Genomic DNA, 17,246 nt, shown 5'->3' on the forward strand with positions numbered 1-17,246 from the left:
CACCGGGGCTCCTTCCCCGCCGCGACGGTGATCGGCACCCGCCGGGCGGCCCGGCCGTGCCGAACCGCCGCAAGCGTGCCCCGAAGCAAGTGGCAGGCACCACGGCGCGTACCCTCATAGCTCGTGAGAACGGTAGGGAAACAGGCCGAGCGGGGCACCCCCCCGCGGCAAGCCGAAGGCGGCACGGTGTGCATCGTGCGCGGCCTGGTCAAGACCTACCCCGCCGCGCGCGGCCGGCGCGGCACCCCCGCCGCGGCCGCCGTACGCGCCAGCGACGGCATCGACCTCGAGGTCCGGGGCGGTGAGATCTTCGGCCTGCTCGGCCCCAACGGCGCCGGCAAGACCACGCTCGTACGCCAGCTCACGGGCCTGCTGCGCCCGGACCAGGGCAGCGTCGAGCTCCTCGGCCACGACCTCGTGCGCCACCCCGAGCGCGCCTCCCGCCTCGTCGGCTACCTCGGCCAGGAGTCCAGCGCCCTGGACGAGCTGACCGTGTCCCTGGCCGCCGAGACCACCGGCCGGCTGCGCGGTCTCGACCTTCGCGCGGCCCGCGCCGAGCGTGACGCCGTCATCGACGAACTCGGGCTGACCGCCCTCGCCGGCCGTCCGCTGAAGAAGCTCTCCGGCGGCCAGCGCCGCCTCGCCTGCTTCGCCGCCACGCTGGTCGGCGAGCGGCCCCTGCTCGTCCTGGACGAGCCGACCACCGGCATGGACCCCGTGGCCCGCCGGGCCGTGTGGGCCGCCGTGGACCGGCGGCGCGCCGAGCGCGGCACCACGGTCCTGCTCGTCACCCACAACGTCATCGAGGCCGAGACCGTGCTGGACCGGGTCGCGGTGCTGGAACACGGACGGATCATCGCCTGCGACACCCCGGCCGGGCTCAAGGAGCTCGTCGGGGACGAGGTGCGCGTCGAACTCGTCTGGCGCGGCGAGCCGCCGCTCGACGTCCCGGAGGTCGCCGCGCTGCGCGGCGCCGCCCGCGAGACGGGCCGCCGGTGGTCGCTGCGGCTCGCACCCGCCGAGGCCCGCGCCGCCGTCGCCGCCGTGACCGGCGGTCCCGCCTTCGCCGCGCTCGACGACTTCACGCTCGCCACGCCGAGCCTGGAGGACGTCTACCTGGCGCTGGGCGGCGGCCGTGCCCAGGGGCTGGTCAAGGCATGAGGGGCGCCGGCGAGCCGCCGCGCCGCGCGAAGGCCGTACCGAACAGGAGCTGTGCCGCGTGAGTGCCGTATCCGCAGAGGCGGTACCCGGGAAGGTCCGGGCCCAGGGCGGGGCCCAGCCGTGGCCCGACGGCGAGGGGGCCGCCCCGCTGGCCCCGCGGGCGCGACTGCTGCCCGCGCTGGCGGCGGTCTACCGCGCGCAGCTCTCCCGCGCCCGCGTCGCGCGGATCCCGCTGCTGTTCGTGGCGACCTTCCAGTCCGTCGGGATCATGATCCTGATGCGCGGCGTCGTCGACGGCGGGGACGAGGCGCGGGCCGTCGTGGCGGGGTCCAGCGTGCTGGTCGTCGCGTTCGTCGCACTGAACCTCCTCGCCCAGTACTTCGGCCAGCTGCGCGCCAGCGGCGGCCTCGACCACTACGCGACCCTGCCGGTGCCGCCGGCGGCCGTCGTGCTGGGGGCCGCAGGGGCGTACGCCTCGTTCACCGCGCCCGGCACGGTCGTGACGGCGGTGGTGGGCAGCGTGCTGTTCAAGCTGTCGCTGACGCACCTGTGGGTGCTGGTCGCGGTGGTCCCGCTGTCCGGCGCCGCCCTCGCCGGGCTCGGCGCCGCGCTCGGGCTGCTCGCGCCGCGCCAGGAGCTGGCGACGCTCTGCGGTCAGCTGGGCATGTCGGCGGCGCTGCTGCTGGGCGTGCTGCCGGCGTCCCGCATGCCGGCGCCGATCGCATACGCGCGCGACCTGCTGCCGTCCACCTACGGCGTGGAGGCGCTGGCGCGGAGCTTCGACGCCCACCCCGACTGGCTGCTGGTGGCCGCGGACCTCGGGGTGTGCGCGGCCGTCGGCGTGGTGTCGCTGGCCGTGGCCACATGGGCCTACCGCCGGGCGGCCGTGCGGTGACGCGCCGCAGCGACCCTCCTGCCGCCCGGGCATCCGCGTCCGCCTGGCACGATGGCAAGGTGACCGCACCGCTGACGCCGCAGGGCAACTCCTCATCCTCCGACTCCGGGCCCCCGCAGCCCCAGCCCTCGCCGGGCGGCGAGCTGCCGCACACGACGGGGGCGGAAGCGGTCGCGGACACGGACGCGGACGCTGCCGCGGCCCGGGCGCAGGAGGTACGCACCGAGCTGCGGGAAGGCGCGGTCGTCATGGCGGTCGTCACGGTGGCCGGGGTGCTGCTGGGGCTGCTGTGGGTGTGGCTCGCTCCGCGGGTGCCGCTGATCTCCGACGGCAAGGCCGTCTACCTGAGGAACACCGAGGGCGAGCAGGCCATCGGCGCGGACGGCTGGTTCGCGGTGCTGGGCCTGGCGTTCGGCGCGCTCAGCGCGGCCGTGGTCTTCCTCCTGCGCCGGGCCGGCGGCATCGCCCTGGTAGTGGGCCTCGCGGCCGGCTCCCTGCTGGCCTCGGTGGTCGGCTGGCGGCTGGGCGTCTGGCTGGGCCCGTCCTCCGACGTGGCCGCGCACGCCCGGGCCGTGGGCAAGGGCGTGGTCTTCGACGCCCCCCTGAAGCTGGCGGCCAAGGGCACGCTACTGGCGTGGCCGCTGGCGGCGATGGGCGCCCACCTGGGACTGACGGCACTCTTCGGGCCGCGCGACCCCGAGCCGGTGCTGTCGTGGGGCGGATCCGAGGCACCCCCGGACCCCGGCGCCGGCCAGAACCGGTAGAGCGAGCCCGTCCGTGGCCGGTAAGGCCGGCTGGTTCGGGGCCGGTAGAGCCGGCTCGTTCGAGGGCCGGTAAAGCCAGCTCGTTTGGCGGCCGGTAGAGCCAGCCCGTCTGTGGCCGGTCAGGTCGGCTCGCTCGGGGCCGGTAAGGCCAGCTCGCTCGGGGCCAGTAAAGTCAGCCCGCCCGGGGACGGTTAATCCAGCCCGTCCGTGGCCGGTAGGCCAGCTCGCCCGTGGCCGGTAAGGCCGGCTTGTTCGGGGCCGGTATTAGCGAGCTCGTCCGTGGCTGGTAAGGCCAGGCTCGTTCGTGGCCGGTAAGGCCGGCCCGCCCGGGGCCGGTAAAGCCAGCCCGTCCGGGCCAGTAAAACCAGCCCGTCCGGCGATTGAGGACAAGAAACGGTGAAAGGGCGGGGCAGGGGCAAACCCCCACCCCACCCCGCCGCGGCTGAGTGGCCTCAAGCGCCGGACAGGCTGCGTGCTGCCCCGACAGGCCGGCTCCGGCGCTTGAGGACGTGACCTACGCCGGCCTGCGGCCGTGGTTGGCGCGGCCCTTCTTCAGCCGCCAGCGGCGCTTTCGGGTGCGCTTCGACATGGGCGGTCCCTCCCCGGCGGGTCGCACGGACGGCGGCCCGCCCCTTGGTCGTAGCGAAGGGAAGGACATCCGTCCAGCCCGGGCGCGGGCCACGGCTCAGCCGCGGGCGATCGGGGCGATGACCGCGCCCGTCAGAAGTGCCAGGTCACCGGGGGAGAGCTCGACCTCCAGGCCGCGCCGTCCGGCCGAGACGCAGACCGTCCGGTGCGAGCTCGCGGAGACGTCCAGCGCGGTCGGCAGCCGCTTGCGCTGCCCGAGCGGGGAGATCCCGCCCCGCACGTACCCCGTCGTGCGCTCGGCGGCGGCCGGGTCGGCCATCGCCGCCCGCTTGCCGCCCACGGCCGCCGCCAGGGCCTTGAGGTCGAGCGAGCCGGACACCGGCACGACGGCCACGGTCAGCGTGCCGTCCACATCGGCCACCAGCGTCTTGAAGACCCTGCCGGGCTCGACGCCGAGCGCCTCGGCGGCCTCCTCGCCGTAGGAGGCGGCGGCCGGGTCGTGCTCGTAGGCGTGCACCGAGAAGGCGGTGCCCGCCTTCTCCAGGGCGACGATCGCGGGCGTCGCCCCCGCCGTCTGCTGCTTCCTGGGCTTCTTCGGCAAGGTTTCGTCCCGTCGGCTCAGTTGGGGCTGGTGGGCCGCCGGGTGAGTTCGACGGCCGGCAGAGAGGGGAGCTTGCTGATGACCGCGGTCTCCGCACGCAGCAGTCGCAGCTCCTCCGACAGCCGGGAGGCGGTGTCGGGGGCCTGCAGCAGCCGCTGCTTGACCGGGGTGTCCAGCACCGCCGCGGCCGCGACCAGGTAGGAGAGCACCTGGGGCTCGCCGGGCAGCTCCGCCCGGCCCGCCAGCGACGCCTCGTTCGCCCCGGCCAGCCGCTTCTGGTAGGCCCGGAACGCCCGGACGACCCCGGAGGCGAGGGCCCCGGCCCCGTCGCCCTGCTGTTCCTCGACGGTCTCCACCTCGCCCGTCAGGTACGGGCCCGAGCTGTCGACGGACAGCAGTCTGAAGCGGGTCGTGCCGGTGGCCAGCACCTCGTACGTACCGTCCGGGCGCTCGCGGATCGTGGCCGCGTCGGCGACGCAGCCGACGGTGTGGAAGGCCTTCATCGGGTCGGCTCCGAAGCCCGAGGCGGGGCCGGGCTCCGGGCGGGCCTCGTCGGGCAGGCCCGGCGCGCTGGGCGCCACCTCGTGGCCGTCGCGGATGGCGACCACCCCGAAGCGGCGCGGCTCGTCGTCGGGCAGCTTCGACAGGTCGCGCATCAGCGCGCGGTACCGCTGCTCGAAGATGCTGAGCGGGAGCACGAGCCCCGGGAACAGCACCGAGTTCAGCGGAAAGAGGGGAAGGCGCGCGGTGGTCACGGCCGGTAAGCCTAATGGCCTGACAGCCGACCGGTTCGGGGATTTCACTGCCGGCGCAGCAGCCGGGACGCCCCCGCCGCCACCGTCGTGGCCAGCACCCAGCCGAGCAGGGTGAGCGCCGCGACCACCCACTGGGTGCCGCCGCCGGGCCGCCAGGCGGTGCCCTGGCCCAGGTCGATGACCGGCAGTAGCAGGTCAAGGGTGTACAGCGCGGCGTCCCACTGCGGGCCCTCGCCCTCCTTCAGGGCCGGCACCGGGCGGTAGGAGAAGTAGAGCGCTCCGAGCGCCCACAGCACCGCCATCCACACCGCCGCCCGCCCCGGCCGGTACCCGTACGCCACCGTCCAGTCCTGGAGGTATCCCCACGCCTTGCCGGCCGGCGGCAGCGTCTCGCGCCGGCGGCGCTGCTTGGCCAGGAGCACCGCTCGCGCCTCCGCGTCCTCGCCGCTGACGCGCAGGGCGCCCGCCAGCCGTTCGTACGGCTCCGGGGCGTACTCCGGGGTGGCCGCGGCCACCCAGTCCAGGCGGCGGGCGAGCGGGAAGTGGCCGACCGGTATCAGGTGCTCGTAGAAGAACCCGGCCATCACCAGCCCGCCCGGGCCCGGCCAGCTGTCGTAGCGGTCGACGAGATTGGCCACGCGCGCCCCGGACAGCACCACCCGCCCGCGCTGCTGCTTCTCGCCCAGGAAGCGCAGCTCGGGCGTCTGGACGCGGCGCAGCGACAGCTCCTGGTCCGCCTCCATCACGAACCGGGCCTGGCTGAGGTCCACCGCGTCCCCGAACCGTCCGTCGTCCAGCCGTGCTCCGCCCAGGCACTCGAAGCGCCGCAGCTGCGCCCGCTGCTCCGGGGCGTCGAGGGTGATGCCGTACGGGGGAGTGGCGCCGCCTCCGTAGCGGGGGCCGCCGATGCCGGCGGCCGTGAGGTAGAGCGTGCGCTCGACGGTGAGCTGGGGGGCGTTGAGGGCACGCCGGCCGTAGGGGTTGTTGAGCGTGGAGCCGCGCAGGCTCAGCGAGGCGCCGACCGTCGCGCCGCGCAGGCTCATCTCGCCGTGCGAGCGCATCATCTCGGCCTGCAGGTCCTGGCCGACCGTCAGCCCGTCGGCGGATATGGACAGCCCCCGCCGGTCCCGGCGCACCACCATCTGGTTGAGCAGCAGGTCGGTGCCGATGTGCGCGTCGGTCAGCCGGATGCCGTGCTGGACGACGCAGCGCGGCAGGTGCAGATCGCCCTCGGTGCGGATCCGCGCGCCCTCCAGGCGGGGCATCGCGCAGCCGACCAGGCGCAGCGTGGTGAAGCTGCTCTCGGGCAGCAGCAGCTGCTCGTCGAAGCGGCAGTTGTGCATCTCGACGTACGGCACGACGGTCCCGCCCGCGACGTCGAGGGTGCCGGTGACCCGCACGCCGTTGAGCTTGAGCGCGGCGACACGCCCGGGGTGGGCGGCCGGGCCGTGGAGCAGCAGCAGGGCGACGACGCGGGCGCGCACGCTGCGCTCCGGGCCCCAGACCTGCGGGCCGGCGGGGTCGTTGTGCCCGGGCGAGGGGCTGCGCAGATCGAGGGTGCTGCCGTTGCGGAACGCCTGCCACATGTCCCGCTCGACGGCGGTGAGCTCCAGCCCGGTGGGCGGCTCGCCCTCGGGTGGCTCGGTCACGGTCTCCCCTCCCTCCCCTGGCCTCCACGGCATGGGGAGCCCCGTCCGTACGACCTCGTACGGGGCCCATTCCCCCCGGGTGACCGGTTGAACACCGTGGCGAGGCCGATTGTCCGTCCTCGGTCAGATAGAGATCAACTCTTGGGGGCGCGTATCAGTGGGTGGTACAGGGAGCCGTGTGGCGGGACGGGTCTGAGACAATTGATCGCGTGATCTCCCGAATCGATCTGCGCGGTGCTGCCTTCCCTGCCGAGGGCATCGACCGCGACCTGCTGCCCCGTGCCGAGCTCGACGTCGCGGCCGCCCTGGAAAAGGTGCGGCCCATCTGCGACGACGTGCATCATCGCGGCACAGCGGCCCTGATCGACTACGCGGAGCGGTTCGACGGCGTGCGGATCGAGCGCGTCCGGGTGCCCGTCGAGGCGATCACCCGCGCTCTGGAGGAGCTGGACCCGGCCGTGCGGGCCGCGCTGGAGGAGTCCATCCGCCGCGCCCGGCTCGTCCACCGCGAACAGCGCCGCACCGACCACACCGTCCAGGTCGTGCCCGGCGGCACGGTCACCGAGCGCTGGGTGCCCGTCGACCGCGTCGGGCTGTACGTGCCCGGCGGGCGGTCCGTCTACCCCTCGTCCGTGATCATGAACGTGGTGCCGGCCCAGGAGGCCGGCGTAGGCTCCATGGCCGTGGCCTCGCCGCCCCAGGCCGGCTTCGGCGGCCTGCCGCACCCCACCATCCTGGCGGCCTGCGCCCTGCTGGGCGTCGACGAGGTGTACGCCGCGGGCGGGGCCCAGGCCGTCGCCATGTTCGCGTACGGCACGGACGAGTGCCGTCCGGCCACCATGGTCACCGGACCCGGCAACATCTGGGTCGCCGCCGCCAAGCGGCTGCTGAAGGGCCGCATCGGCATCGACGCCGAGGCCGGCCCCACCGAGATCGCCGTCCTCGCCGACCACACCGCCGACCCGGCGCACGTCGCCGCCGACCTCATCAGCCAGGCCGAACACGACCCGCTGGCCGCCTCGGTGCTCGTCACCGACTCCGAGGAGCTCGCGGAAGCGGTCGAGAAGGAACTGGCCACCCAGGTGGCGGCCACCAAGCACATCGAGGACCGCATCCTGCCCGCCCTGAGCGGGCGCCAGTCCGGCATCGTGCTCGTCGACGGCATCGAGCAGGGCCTCGCCGTCGTCAACGCCTACGCCGCCGAGCACCTGGAGATCCAGACCGAGAACGCCGCCGAGGTCGCCGCGCGGGTGCGCAACGCCGGCGCGATCTTCGTCGGCCCGTACGCCCCGGTCTCGCTCGGCGACTACGCGGCGGGCTCCAACCACGTGCTGCCCACCGGCGGCTGCGCCTGCCACTCCTCCGGGCTCTCGGTGCAGTCCTTCCTGCGCGGCATCCACATCGTGGACTACACCCGCGACGCCCTCGCCGAGATCGCCGCGCACGTGGTGACGCTCGCCGAGGCGGAGGACCTGCCCGCGCACGGCGCGGCCGTCAAGGCGCGCTTCGACTGGAAGGTTCCGCGAGGCCAGTGACCGGTATTGACGACCTCCCCATCCGGGACGAACTGCGTGGCAAGTCCCCGTACGGCGCCCCCCAGCTCGACGTGCCCGTACGCCTGAACACCAACGAGAACCCCTACCCCCTGCCCGAGCCCCTCGTCGCCCGCATCGCCGAACGCGTCGCCGAGGCCGCCCGGCACCTCAACCGCTACCCCGACCGGGACGCGGCCGAGCTCCGCACCGAGCTGGCCGCGTACCTCACCCGCACCGCCGGGCACGAGGTCACCATGGCCCAGGTCTGGGCCGCCAACGGCTCCAACGAGGTCATCCAGCAGCTGCTGCAGACCTTCGGCGGCCCGGGCCGCACGGCCATCGGCTTCGAGCCCTCGTACTCGATGCACGCCCTCATCTCGCGCGGCACCGGCACCGGCTGGATCCCCGGCCCGCGCCGCGAGGACTTCACCATCGACGTCGAGGCCGCCGAGCGGGCCATCGCCGAGCACCGGCCGGACGTCGTGTTCATCTGCTCGCCCAACAACCCCACGGGCACGGCGGTGGATGCGGAGACCGTCCTGCGGCTCTACGAGGCCGCGCAGGCGGCGGGACCGTCGATGGTGGTGATCGACGAGGCGTACGGCGAGTTCAGCCACCGGCCCTCGCTGCTGCCCCTCATCGAGGGCCGCGCCCACCTCGTCGTCTCCCGCACCATGTCGAAGGCCTTCGGCGCGGCCGGGCTGCGCCTGGGCTACCTCGCCGCGCACCCCGCCGTGGTCGACGCCGTGCAGCTGGTGCGCCTGCCCTACCACCTCTCGGCCGTCACCCAGGCCACGGCACTGGCCGCGCTGGAGCACACGGACACGCTGCTCGGCTACGTCGAACAGCTCAAGGCCGAGCGCGACCGCATCGTCACCGAGCTGCGCGCCATCGGCTGCGAGGTGACCGACTCGGACGCCAACTTCGTGCAGTTCGGTCGCTTCGAGGACAGCCACACCGCCTGGCAGGCGCTTCTCGGCCAGGGTGTCCTGGTACGGGACAACGACGTACCGGGGTGGCTGCGGGTCACCGCGGGCACGCCGGAGGAGAACGACGCGTTCCTGGACGCGGTACGGGCCATTCGCAAGGAGAGCAACTCATGAACCGCGTCGGGCGCATAGAGCGCACCACCAAGGAGACCTCGGTGCTCGTCGAGATCGATCTCGACGGGACCGGACAGGTCGATGTGTCGACCGGGGTCGGTTTCTACGACCACATGCTCGACCAGCTCGGCCGCCACGGCCTCTTCGACCTCACCGTCAAGACCGACGGCGACCTGCACATCGACACCCACCACACCATCGAGGACACCGCCCTCGCCCTCGGCGCCGCCTTCCGGCAGGCCCTCGGCGACAAGGTGGGCATCTACCGCTTCGGCAACTGCACCGTTCCCCTGGACGAGTCCCTCGCCCAGGTCACGGTCGACCTCTCCGGCCGCCCGTACCTCGTGCACAGCGAGCCCGAGAACATGGCGCCGATGATCGGCACCTACGACACGACGATGACCCGGCACATCCTGGAGTCCTTCGTCGCGCAGGCGCAGATCGCCCTGCACGTCCACGTCCCGTACGGGCGCAACGCCCACCACATCGTGGAGTGCCAGTTCAAGGCCCTCGCCCGCGCCCTGCGCTACGCCTGCGAGCGCGATGTGCGCGCCGCTGGAATTCTTCCGTCGACCAAGGGTGCGCTGTGAACGGTCTGTCGACCATCCTGATCGTCGTCGGGCTGTTCCTCCTCGGTGGCGTCATCTCCTTCGTCAAGCAGGGCATGCCCAAGAGCCTGCTCGTGCTGCTCGGCATCGGCGCCGCCATGTGCCTGACCGCCGGTGTGATGCGCGTCCAAGGGCTGTGGTCATGAGCGCCCCCGGCAAGAAGGTCGTCGTCCTCGACTACGGCTTCGGCAACGTCCGCTCCGCCGAGCGGGCCCTGGCCCACGTCGGCGCGGACGTCGAGATCACCCGTGACTACGACCGCGCCATGAACGCCGACGGGCTGCTCGTCCCCGGCGTCGGCGCGTTCGCCGCCTGCATGGAGGGGCTGCGCGCCGTGCGCGGCGACTGGATCGTCGGCCGGCGGCTGTCCGGCGGCCGCCCGGTCATGGGCATCTGCGTCGGCATGCAGATCCTCTTCGAGCGCGGCATCGAGCACGGCGTCGAGACCGAGGGCCTCGACGAGTGGCCCGGGGTGGTCGAGCCGCTCAAGGCCCCCGTCGTCCCCCACATGGGCTGGAACACCGTCACCCCGGCCGAGGGCTCCCGCCTCTTCGCGGGCCTCGACGCGGACACCCGCTACTACTTCGTGCACTCCTACGCGGTGCGCGAGTGGAGCCTGGAAGTCACCAACGCCAACATCCGTGCCCCGCGGGTCACCTGGGCCACGCACGGCGAGCCCTTCGTCGCCGCCGTGGAGAACGGCCCGCTGTGGGCCACCCAGTTCCACCCCGAGAAGTCCGGCGACGCCGGTGCCCAGCTGCTGACCAACTGGATCGAGACCCTCTGATGACCGACCGGCCCACGCTCGAGCTCCTCCCCGCCGTCGACGTCCGCGACGGCCAGGCCGTCCGCCTCGTCCATGGCGAGTCCGGTTCGGAGACGTCCTACGGTGACCCGATGGCCGCCGCCCAGGCATGGCAGCGGTCCGGCGCCGAGTGGCTGCATCTGGTCGACCTCGACGCGGCCTTCGGCACCGGCGACAACCGCGCGCAGGTCGCCGAGGTCGTCCGCTCGATGGACATCAAGGTCGAGCTGTCCGGCGGCATCCGCGACGACGCCTCGCTCGCCGCCGCCCTCGCCACCGGCTGCACCCGCGTCAACCTCGGCACCGCCGCCCTGGAGACCCCCGAGTGGGTCGCCAAGGTCATCGCCGAGCACGGCGACCGCATCGCGGTCGGCCTGGACGTCCGCGGCACCACCCTGCGCGGCCGCGGCTGGACCCGCGACGGCGGCGACCTCTACGAGACCCTCGCCCGCCTGGACTCCGAGGGCTGCGCCCGCTACGTCGTCACCGACATCGCCAAGGACGGCACGCTGCAGGGCCCCAACCTGCAGCTGCTGAAGAACGTCTGCGCGGCCACCGACAAGCCGGTCGTCGCCTCCGGCGGCGTCTCCTCTCTTGACGATCTGCGCGCACTTGCGACCCTGGTACCGGAGGGAGTCGAAGGCGCTATCGTCGGCAAGGCCCTCTACGCCAAGGCGTTCACCCTGGAAGAGGCCCTGGAGGCAGTGTCCGTATGACCGAATCCCCAGCTCCGCGGCGCGTGCAGACAGACAGCTCCTGGGAGGAGTCGATCGGCTTCGCACGTGCCGTGGCAGTGGGGGACCGGGTGCTCGTCGCCGGGACGATGCCGCTGTCCGGTGGCGTCCTGCAGGGCGAAGGCGACCCCTACGAGCAGACGCTGGCCGCCTTCGGCAACGCGCTCGACGCGCTCGAGCGCTTCGGCCTCGGGCCCGGGTCCGTGGTGCGCACCCGGATGTACATCACCCACGCGCGGGACGTGGACGCGGTCGGCCGCGCCCACAAGGAGCTCTTCGACGCGATCCGCCCGGTGGCGACCCTCGTCGTGGTCTCCGGGTTCGTCGACTCGCGTGTCCTGGTGGAAGTAGAAGTAGAAGCCTTCCAAGGAGAACCGGCGTGACCCTCGCCGTCCGAGTCATCCCCTGCCTGGACGTGGACAACGGCCGCGTCGTCAAGGGCGTCAATTTCCAGAACCTGCGCGATGCCGGCGACCCCGTCGAGATGGCCGCCGTCTACGGCCGGGAGGGCGCCGACGAGCTGACCTTCCTCGACATCACCGCCTCCTCCGGCAACCGCGAGACCACTTACGACGTGGTGCGCCGCACGGCCGAGCAGGTCTTCATCCCGCTGACCGTGGGCGGCGGTGTGCGCACCGCCGACGACGTCGACAAGCTGCTGCGCGCGGGCGCCGACAAGGTCGGCGTCAACACCGCCGCGATCGAGCGGCCCGAACTGATCAAGGAGATCGCGGAGCGGTTCGGCCGCCAGGTCCTGGTGCTCTCCGTGGACGCGCGGCGGACCCCGTCCGGGTCCTTCGAGGTCACCACGCACGGCGGCCGCCGCGGTACGGGCCTGGACGCCGTGGAGTGGGCCCACCGCGCGGCGGAGCTGGGCGCCGGCGAGATCCTGCTGAACTCCATGGACGCCGACGGCACCCGGAACGGCTACGACACCGAGATGATCATGGCCGTGCGCCGTCATGTCACCGTCCCCGTCATCGCCAGCGGCGGCGCCGGCAAGCTCGCGGACTTCGCCCCGGCGGTGGACGCGGGCGCGGACGCGGTGCTGGCGGCGTCGGTCTTCCACTTCGGTGACCTGCGCATCCCGGAGGTCAAGCACAGCCTGCGCGAGGCGGGCCACCCGGTGCGCTAGGGCCGAGCCGGACGGGCTGAAAATCCAGCCCGTCCGGCGCTTGAGGACACGAGCACAGCCAGCCCGTCCGGCGCTTGAGGACCCGGGGGTCCGGGGGCGGAGCCCCCGGTTCCGGGAAGGGGCGGGGAGGGGAAAGCCGCCCGCAGGGCCCCCGGACCCTACGTGCGGATCAGCAGGATCACCGCCCCCGCCACCAGCGCCAGCACGATCGCCCCCACCCCGTACGCCGGCCGGTTCCGCCGCAGCCCCGGCAGATGCCGGTCCACCGAATACCGCCCCGGCCCGGTCAGCGCGAGAGCCGTCGCCGCCAAGGCGACCAAAAGGGTGAATTCCACGCCCTTGGGCAGGAAGAATCCACCGTCCCACGTCACCCCGAGCGCATTGATCATCACGCCCAGCACCGCCGCGGCCGCCAGCGGCGTCAGCAGCCCGAGCGCGAGCCCCAGGCCGCCCAGCGTCTCGCAGAGCCCGGCGACGACGGCCATGGTCCTGGGTGCCGGATAGCCGTCGGCGCCGAAGAACTTCGCGGTCGCGTCGATGCCCGGCCCGCCGAACCAGCCGAAGAGCTTCTGCGTGCCGTGCCCGGTCATGATGATGCCGAGCATGAGGCGCAGCAGGAGGAGCCCCAGCGAGAGGCCGGCCGGTGGCAGCGGGCCCGTGCGATCGCCGAGACCGTTGGTTCTGCCGGGAAAAGCCATGATGGGCACCTTTCTCCGGGCTCGTGCCCGGTGCGGGCCCCCGAGCCTTCAGATCCCCAGTGTCCCCTCCCGCAGCTTCGCCAGCGCGTCCTTCTCGCCCTCCAGCTCCACCCGCGCGGCATCCTGGCGGCCGAAGGCGAACAGGGTCAGCTCCCCGGGCTCCCCGGTGACCGTCACCACGGGCGTGCCCCGGTGCGCCACCGCCGTACGGCCGTCGGGCCGGCGCAGCACCAGGCCCACCGGCGATCTGCGGCCCAGCAGCCGCGCCGACCTCTCCAGCCGGCTCCACAGCGCGTCGGCGAAGACCGGGTCCACCTCCCGCGGCGTCCACTCCGGCTGGGCGCGGCGCACGTCCTCGGTGTGGACGTAGAACTCGACGGTGTTGGCGGCCTCGTCGACCTGCTTGAGGGCGTACGGGGACAGGCGTGGCGGACCGGTGCGGATGAGCTGGATCAGCTCCTCGTACGGCTTCGCCGCGAACTCGGCCTGCACCCGCTCCAGACGGGCGGCCAGCGGCTTGAACACGATGCCGGCGGCCGCGTCGGAGCGCCGCTCGCGCACCACGACGTGCGCGGCCAGGTCGCGGGTGCGCCAGTCGTCGCAGAGGGTGGGCGCGTTGGGGCCCACCGTCTCCAACAGGTCGGCGAGGAGCAGACGTTCGCGCTGGGCATGAGTTGACATGGCGTCAGCCTACGGCCGGGGCCACCGCCGGGCCACGCCGCCGCGCCACGCCCGGCCATGGCCGCGCTCCGCCCGCCGGTCAGGCCCGGCGCCCCCCGCCAGGCATCATGGAGCCATGACCGGCAACGCCCGCCCCTCCGGCCCCTCGGCCCGCTCCGCTCTCGACCCCGCCATCGCCGCCCGCCTCAAGCGCAGCGCCGACGGCCTGGTCCCCGCCATCGCCCAGCAGTACGACACCGGCGAGGTGCTCATGCTCGGCTGGATGGACGACGAGGCGCTCCACCGCACCCTGACCACCGGCCGCTGCACGTACTGGAGCCGCAGCCGCCAGGAGTACTGGGTCAAGGGCGACACCTCCGGGCACGTCCAGCACGTGAAGTCCGTGGCCCTGGACTGCGACGCGGACACCCTCCTGGTGAAGGTCGACCAGACCGGCCCGGCGTGCCACACGGGCACCCGCACCTGCTTCGATGCCGGCGGCCTTCCGCTGGGCCAGTAGGCTCCGCTGCCATGGCTGCCACGTTTGTATCTGCTTCCACCGGGTCCAGCGGGGATGTCACTCCCGACGCCGGAACCTTCCGCAAGCTCGCCGGGGACCGCCGGGTCATCCCGGTGACCCGCCGCTTCCTCGCCGACGGCGACACGCCCGTAGGCCTCTACCGCAAGCTCGCCGCCGAGCGGCCGGGCACGTTCCTCCTGGAGTCCGCGGAGAACGGCCGCACCTGGTCCCGTTACTCCTTCATCGGCGTTCGCAGCGCCGCCACCCTCACCGTGCGCGAGGGGCGCACCCACTGGCTCGGCACCCCGCCCGTCGGCGTCCCCACCGGGGGCGATCCGCTCGCCGCCCTGCGGGCCACCGTCGAGACCCTGCACACCCCGCGCGACCTCGTGGAGGGCGTCGGACTGCCGCCCTTCACCGGCGGCATGGTGGGATACCTCGGCTACGACATCGTCCGCCGCCTGGAGAAGATCGGCGAGCACCCCGGCGGCGAGCGGGACGGCCTGGACCTGCCCGAGCTGACCATGCTCCTCACCTCGGACCTCGCCGTCCTCGATCACTGGAACGGCACCGTCCTGCTGATCGCCAACGCGATCAACCACAACGACCTGGCGACCGGCGTCGACGAGGCGTACGCCGACGCCGTCGCCCGCCTCGACGCGATGGCCGCCGACCTGCACCGGCCCGCGCCCACCGATCCGACCGCCCTGCCCCCCTCCGAACTGCCGGAGTACACCGCCCGTTGGGGCGGCGCCGACTACATGGCGGCCGTCGAGGACATCAAGGAGCGCATCCGCGCGGGCGAGGCCTTCCAGGTCGTGCCCTCGCAGCGGTTCGAGACGCCCTGCGAGGCCTCGGCCCTGGATGTCTACCGCGTGCTGCGGGCGACGAACCCGAGCCCGTACATGTACCTGTTCCGCTTCGACGGCTTCGACGTCGTCGGCTCCAGCCCCGAGGCGCTGGTCAAGGTCGAGGACGGCCACGCGATGGTCCACCCCATCGCCGGCACCCGTCCGCGCGGCGCCACCCCGCAGGCGGACGCCGCGCTCGCCGAGGAGCTCCTGGCCGACCCCAAGGAGCGCGCCGAGCACCTGATGCTCGTCGACCTCGGCCGCAACGACCTCGGCCGCGTCTGCGAGCCCGGCAGCGTGGAGGTCGTCGACTTCATGTCCGTCGAGCGCTACAGCCACGTCATGCACATCGTCTCCACCGTCACGGGCCGGCTGGCCGCGGACCGCACCGCCTTCGACGTGCTCACCGCCTGCTTCCCCGCCGGCACTCTCTCCGGCGCCCCCAAGCCGCGCGCCATGCAGATCATCGAGGAGCTGGAGCCCACCCGCCGCGGCCTGTACGGCGGCTGCGTCGGCTACCTCGACTTCGCCGGGGACTCCGACACCGCCATCGCCATCCGCACCGCCCTGCTGCGCGACGGCACCGCCTACGTCCAGGCGGGCGCCGGGGTCGTCGCCGACTCCGACCCGGCCGCCGAGGACGCCGAGTGCCGCAACAAGGCCGCCGCCGTGCTGCGCGCCGTGCACACCGCGAACCGTCTCACCCACCGGGCCTGACGCCCGGCCGTTCTCGTGCCCGGGCGGGCTGGTTTCCCCGGCCCGGCCGGCGCTCGGGGGCCGGGGTGCGGGGTCCGGGGTCCGGCCGCGGGGCCACGCCACGCGCCGGAGACGGACACCGTCGCCCAGGGCAGTTCGGTTCCCGAGCAGGCCACCGGCCCTCGTGCCTCGCCGCCCTCTGCGGCCCCGCCACGCGGCGGAGCCGCACACCGGACGCGCGGGAAGGGGCGGGGCGGTGCAGGGCCGGAAACCCGCCCGGACCTGCACCGGCGGAGCCCCGCCCCCGACCCCCGGCCGTGCCACCACCTCCCGGCAGGGGATAGTGGTAACCGTGAGCGCAGCCGTACCTCCCTCCCGCACCCGAGCCGAGCCCGCACCGAGCGGCGGGCGCGCCGCCCGGCGCAGCGTCGCCACCGCCCTGCTCCTCGGCGCGGCCGGCGCCGCCCTCGTCCTTCTGGCGGGCGGCCGCACCTGGTCCGAGGGCACCGCCCCCGTCGCCCAGGGCAGCTCGGTTCCCGAGCAGGCCACCGGCCAGGACATCACCGCCCTGCCCGGCGCCCTGGCCATCGTCGCCCTCGCCGCCCTCGTCGCCGTGTTCGCCGTGCGCCGCGCCGGGCGCGCGGTCGTGGCCGCGCTGCTCGCGCTGAGCGGCGCCGGCGTCGTCGCCGCCGCCCTCACCGGGGCCGGTGACACCGCCGCGCTGGAGGAGAAGGCCGCCAAGGCCTCCGGTCTCACGCAGGCCTCCATCGACAACGTCAGCCACACCGCCTGGCCGTGGGTCGCCGTCGCCGGCGGCGTCCTGCTCCTCCTCGCCGGGCTGCTCGCCCTGCGCTACGGCCGCCACTGGCCCGCCATGTCCGGCCGCTACGAGCGTGACGGCACCCCCCGACCGCGCCGCACCCGGACCGCCCCCGACCCGGACCGCCCCGAGGAGCTGTGGAAGGCACTCGACCGCGGCGAGGACCCCACCGGCGGCTCCGGAGGATGACCCGGGCGGCGGACACGCCCACCCCAGATCGGTCCGGCCCGAAGCGTCGGGGACAATGGCTCCGAGCGATCTCTGCGCCCGTCGGCGCGATACAGCAACGAGGAGTCAACTCATGTCGGGTAGCAGCCACGGACACACCCCGGCCGCCTGGACCGGTGTCACCATCGCCTTCATCGGCTTCTGCATCTCCGGTGCGTTCGTCGTGATGGCGAAGCCCGCCGGTTTCTGGGCGGGCATGGTCGTGGTCGCCCTCGGTGGCGTCGTCGGCCTGACCATGCGCGGCATGGGCATGGGCATGGCCCCCAAGCGCGGAGCGCGGACGCAGGCCGGGGCCCAGGCCCAGGGCTGAACAGATCCCTCCGTGCGCCAAGGCGCGGCCCGGACCCGTACGGACGCCCGTACGCAGGCTCTGAGCTGCGCCTTCGTGCTTCCCGGCGGACACTCGGCAGTGTGACGGAACAAGCAGGCGGCAGAGGCGG

20 protein-coding genes are annotated in these 17,246 nt (G+C 73.8%); 15 read left to right on the plus strand and 5 right to left on the minus strand.

The genetic code is table 11. The annotated features are described in order from the left end of the window. Positions 1 to 186: 186 nt before the first annotated feature. The 3 genes from AB0F13_RS16060 to AB0F13_RS16070 are packed head-to-tail and all read left to right on the plus strand — an operon-like array spanning position 187 to position 2,820. The gene (locus AB0F13_RS16060; protein ID WP_362081617.1) at positions 187 to 1,161 is read left to right on the plus strand and encodes an ABC transporter ATP-binding protein; all 975 of its coding nucleotides are present in this window, start codon (positions 187 to 189) and stop codon (positions 1,159 to 1,161) included. A gap of 58 nt (positions 1,162 to 1,219) precedes the next feature. After that, on the plus strand, positions 1,220 to 2,056 hold the full coding sequence (locus tag AB0F13_RS16065; RefSeq protein ID WP_362081438.1) for an ABC transporter permease: 837 nt from the start codon (positions 1,220 to 1,222) through the stop codon (positions 2,054 to 2,056). A 59-nt stretch (positions 2,057 to 2,115) separates the two neighbouring features. After that, positions 2,116 to 2,820, plus strand: coding sequence for a DUF2567 domain-containing protein (locus AB0F13_RS16070; RefSeq protein ID WP_362081441.1), 705 nt, complete (start codon positions 2,116 to 2,118; stop codon positions 2,818 to 2,820). A gap of 685 nt (positions 2,821 to 3,505) precedes the next feature. Here AB0F13_RS16070 and ybaK read toward each other — a convergent pair. From ybaK to AB0F13_RS16085, 3 genes are read right to left on the minus strand one after another with little or no spacing between them, the layout of a single operon-like run. After that, positions 3,506 to 4,009 (minus strand): Cys-tRNA(Pro) deacylase, encoded by a 504-nt coding sequence (gene ybaK, locus AB0F13_RS16075; RefSeq protein WP_362081444.1) that lies wholly within the window; start codon positions 4,007 to 4,009, stop codon positions 3,506 to 3,508. A gap of 17 nt (positions 4,010 to 4,026) precedes the next feature. Further along, positions 4,027 to 4,764 carry an LON peptidase substrate-binding domain-containing protein gene (locus AB0F13_RS16080; protein ID WP_362081447.1) on the minus strand — a complete coding sequence of 246 codons (738 nt, stop codon included), beginning with the start codon at positions 4,762 to 4,764 and terminating at the stop codon, positions 4,027 to 4,029. Positions 4,765 to 4,808: 44 nt separating this feature from the next. After that, complete coding sequence (locus AB0F13_RS16085; RefSeq protein WP_362081450.1) at positions 4,809 to 6,413, minus strand: oxidoreductase; 1,605 nt, start codon at positions 6,411 to 6,413, stop codon at positions 4,809 to 4,811. 209 nt (positions 6,414 to 6,622) lie between these two features. On the opposite strand from AB0F13_RS16085, the gene hisD reads away from it, so the two are divergent. Genes hisD through hisF form a run of 8 tightly spaced genes read left to right on the plus strand, consistent with a single transcriptional unit; the run spans position 6,623 to position 12,333 of the window. Beyond that, on the plus strand, positions 6,623 to 7,948 hold the full coding sequence (gene hisD / locus AB0F13_RS16090; RefSeq protein WP_362081452.1) for a histidinol dehydrogenase: 1,326 nt from the start codon (positions 6,623 to 6,625) through the stop codon (positions 7,946 to 7,948). Continuing rightward, the gene (locus tag AB0F13_RS16095) at positions 7,945 to 9,051 is read left to right on the plus strand and encodes a histidinol-phosphate transaminase (protein ID WP_362081455.1); all 1,107 of its coding nucleotides are present in this window, start codon (positions 7,945 to 7,947) and stop codon (positions 9,049 to 9,051) included. Before hisD ends, AB0F13_RS16095 begins: the two co-directional genes overlap by 4 nt. Further along, positions 9,048 to 9,641 (plus strand): imidazoleglycerol-phosphate dehydratase HisB, encoded by a 594-nt coding sequence (gene hisB, locus AB0F13_RS16100; protein WP_362081458.1) that lies wholly within the window; start codon positions 9,048 to 9,050, stop codon positions 9,639 to 9,641. The genes AB0F13_RS16095 and hisB overlap by 4 nt, the downstream gene beginning before the upstream one ends. After that, complete coding sequence (locus AB0F13_RS16105) at positions 9,638 to 9,805, plus strand: hypothetical protein (protein WP_362081461.1); 168 nt, start codon at positions 9,638 to 9,640, stop codon at positions 9,803 to 9,805. The genes hisB and AB0F13_RS16105 overlap by 4 nt, the downstream gene beginning before the upstream one ends. Next, positions 9,802 to 10,446: an imidazole glycerol phosphate synthase subunit HisH gene (gene hisH, locus AB0F13_RS16110; RefSeq protein ID WP_362081464.1), complete on the plus strand. Its 645-nt coding sequence runs from the start codon at positions 9,802 to 9,804 to the stop codon at positions 10,444 to 10,446. The genes AB0F13_RS16105 and hisH overlap by 4 nt, the downstream gene beginning before the upstream one ends. After that, positions 10,446 to 11,180, plus strand: a complete 735-nt coding sequence (gene priA / locus AB0F13_RS16115) for a bifunctional 1-(5-phosphoribosyl)-5-((5-phosphoribosylamino)methylideneamino)imidazole-4-carboxamide isomerase/phosphoribosylanthranilate isomerase PriA (protein WP_362081467.1) — start codon at positions 10,446 to 10,448, stop codon at positions 11,178 to 11,180. Before hisH ends, priA begins: the two co-directional genes overlap by 1 nt. Continuing rightward, on the plus strand, positions 11,177 to 11,581 hold the full coding sequence (locus AB0F13_RS16120) for a RidA family protein (RefSeq protein WP_362081471.1): 405 nt from the start codon (positions 11,177 to 11,179) through the stop codon (positions 11,579 to 11,581). Before priA ends, AB0F13_RS16120 begins: the two co-directional genes overlap by 4 nt. Beyond that, a complete protein-coding gene (gene hisF / locus AB0F13_RS16125) occupies positions 11,578 to 12,333 on the plus strand; it encodes an imidazole glycerol phosphate synthase subunit HisF (RefSeq protein ID WP_362081474.1) in 756 nt (251 codons plus the stop codon). Before AB0F13_RS16120 ends, hisF begins: the two co-directional genes overlap by 4 nt. A 158-nt stretch (positions 12,334 to 12,491) precedes the next feature. On the opposite strand, the gene AB0F13_RS16130 is transcribed toward hisF, so the two are convergent. Further along, entirely contained in the window at positions 12,492 to 13,031 is a 540-nt protein-coding gene (locus tag AB0F13_RS16130) for a DoxX family membrane protein (protein WP_362081477.1), read from the minus strand. A gap of 48 nt (positions 13,032 to 13,079) precedes the next feature. Further along, positions 13,080 to 13,712: a TIGR03085 family metal-binding protein gene (locus AB0F13_RS16135; RefSeq protein ID WP_362081480.1), complete on the minus strand. Its 633-nt coding sequence runs from the start codon at positions 13,710 to 13,712 to the stop codon at positions 13,080 to 13,082. A 115-nt stretch (positions 13,713 to 13,827) separates the two neighbouring features. Here AB0F13_RS16135 and hisI point away from each other — a divergent pair, with 115 nt between their 5' ends. The 4 genes from hisI (at position 13,828) to AB0F13_RS16155 (ending at position 17,116) form a co-directional block, all read left to right on the plus strand. Continuing rightward, complete coding sequence (hisI, locus tag AB0F13_RS16140) at positions 13,828 to 14,211, plus strand: phosphoribosyl-AMP cyclohydrolase (protein ID WP_362081484.1); 384 nt, start codon at positions 13,828 to 13,830, stop codon at positions 14,209 to 14,211. An 11-nt stretch (positions 14,212 to 14,222) separates the two neighbouring features. Beyond that, positions 14,223 to 15,779 carry an anthranilate synthase component I gene (locus AB0F13_RS16145; protein WP_362081487.1) on the plus strand — a complete coding sequence of 519 codons (1,557 nt, stop codon included), beginning with the start codon at positions 14,223 to 14,225 and terminating at the stop codon, positions 15,777 to 15,779. A gap of 331 nt (positions 15,780 to 16,110) precedes the next feature. Next, the gene (locus tag AB0F13_RS16150) at positions 16,111 to 16,767 is read left to right on the plus strand and encodes a TIGR02234 family membrane protein (protein WP_362081492.1); all 657 of its coding nucleotides are present in this window, start codon (positions 16,111 to 16,113) and stop codon (positions 16,765 to 16,767) included. 112 nt (positions 16,768 to 16,879) lie between these two features. After that, positions 16,880 to 17,116 carry an HGxxPAAW family protein gene (locus AB0F13_RS16155; protein ID WP_362081495.1) on the plus strand — a complete coding sequence of 79 codons (237 nt, stop codon included), beginning with the start codon at positions 16,880 to 16,882 and terminating at the stop codon, positions 17,114 to 17,116. The last annotated feature ends 130 nt before the right edge of the window (positions 17,117 to 17,246 follow it).

This window comes from Streptomyces sp. NPDC026206 (assembly GCF_040638465.1).
Classification (GTDB): Bacteria; Actinomycetota; Actinomycetes; order Streptomycetales; family Streptomycetaceae; genus Streptomyces.